The organism is Oceanobacillus sp. HCA-5259 (assembly GCF_037892815.1).
GTDB classification, from domain to species: Bacteria; Bacillota; Bacilli; order Bacillales; family Amphibacillaceae; genus Oceanobacillus; species Oceanobacillus indicireducens.
Genome location: NZ_JBBKBV010000069.1, coordinates 1 through 1,887 on the forward strand (window position 1 = coordinate 1; position 1,887 = coordinate 1,887).

At 41.3% G+C, this 1,887-nt stretch carries 1 protein-coding gene; it reads left to right on the top strand.

Annotated elements, in window-relative coordinates:
• Positions 1-142 precede the first annotated feature (142 nt).
• On the top strand, positions 143-1,582 hold the full coding sequence (locus tag WKU33_RS18725) for a DDE-type integrase/transposase/recombinase (protein ID WP_336253564.1): 1,440 nt from the start codon (positions 143-145) through the stop codon (positions 1,580-1,582).
• Positions 1,583-1,887: the final 305 nt, after the last annotated feature.

The window sequence follows — 1,887 nt, forward strand, 5'->3', positions numbered from 1 at the left end:
CGTATTGTCAAAAGTTTCTTAGTAAAAACCTGTGTTTTCGTTGTTTTTATGCGTTTTAACACAAAAAAACTTGCCACCCCCTTAAAAATAGGTTATTTATGAGGTAACCACACACTCAAAATACCTAAAAGGATGTGACAAGTTGTTACCTCAACTTATATACTATTTGCTTGAATATATCAAGTATCAAGAAAAAATTATCGTTCTTCTCTTAGGGATGATTCTTGGTAAGTCTGTTGCTAAAGCCCAATTTGATGAACCTGTCAATAAGCCTTATCGTAAGTTCGAAGTCGATGACATGCCGATTATCGAAACCCTGGATAAACTAGATTATCGGGAACTGCTTAACGATTACCAGGCTGCACATGGTAAAGAGCTAAAGCCGGTTAAGCGTCGTAAAAACAGTGTGGTTACCGTACCAACGACGATGACATGCCCCAGATGTTCTGCACCCGCAGCCTATCTTTATGCCAACAACGGAGACAAAGGCCAATACCAATGTAAAGTGTGTGCGTGTCTGTTCAGTAAACAAAATCGCTACTTGAAAGAAGCTGTTCTCAAATGCCCCCATTGTTTGAAGAGCCTGGATAAGATTAAAGAACGTAAAGATTTTTATGTCTTTAAGTGCAGAAACAATCAATGTTCCTTCTATAAAAAGAAATTGAACCAAATGACCAAAGAAGAAAAGAAACGATTCAAAGAAGATCCACAGGCATTTAAAGTTCGATATATCTTTCGGGAGTTTCACTTCGATTTCAAACCGTTAGCCAAGGAAACTCCGGAGAAGCCTAAAGTAGACCTTTCGCGTATTTACGTTTCGCCCCATACCCTTGGATTGATTTTAACTTATCACGTAAACTATGGGCTCTCTGCCCGTAAAACAGCTGCCTTAATGTTTGATGTGCATCAAGTGAAAGTTTCACACCAGACCATTTTGAACTACATGAATAGCGTGGCCCTTATTACGAAACCTTTTGTTGACCATTACCCCTATGAGCTGTCTAACAGCTTTTGTGGAGATGAGACCTACATTCGTGTAAAAGGTCGCTGGCATTACTTGTTTTTCTTCTTTGATGCGGTAAAGAAAATCATCTTGTCTTACCCTGTTTCACCAAACCGGGATACGCTGTCGGCCATCAAGGCTTTGGACCAGGTATTTCAAAAGTTCAAAGAGATACCAGAGGACTTAATGTTCGTTGTCGATGGGAATCCCATTTACATTTTGGCTCAGCACTATTTTGCTGGGCATGGGATTCACTTTGACCTTCACAAAGTTATTGGGCTTACCAACGATGACCCCGTGTCCAAAGAATACCGCCCGATGAAACAGATTATTGAGCGTTTAAACCGGTCTTTCAAAGGGAACTACAGGGCAACCACCGGATTCGGCTCACAAGCTGGCTCTGTTTCCTATGTGACTTTGTTTGTGGCATATTTTAACTTCCTTAGACCACATGCATCACTGGAATACAACGTGCCGGTCATCATTCCGGAGCTTAGAAAGATGCCTAATATGCCGGAACGGTGGACGAAATTAATCGAAATGTCTCAGGACTTCCTTACAGAAATGCAGGCATCCTGATCAAGACATTCCTGACCACAGTTTCCCCTTTGTTTGCCTTGGAAACGTAATCTTAGATGATTTAGGGGTTGTCAAGTACTTTCCTTGACTACCCCTAAATCATCTGAGACAATGCGCAGCGGCAAACAAGGAAGGATGTGCTTACCCGCAGTTTTTGGGGTTTATTTGTCGTCCTCTCTTTAGGAACTCGTGTGCTAACTAGAGTCCATTCTGCATTTTCTTTCGTTCTAGCCAGCCTTTTATTGGTCGCTAAAGGACATGTAGATGATTCTTCACTTGGTTTTCATAGAACTTTTGACGTTACC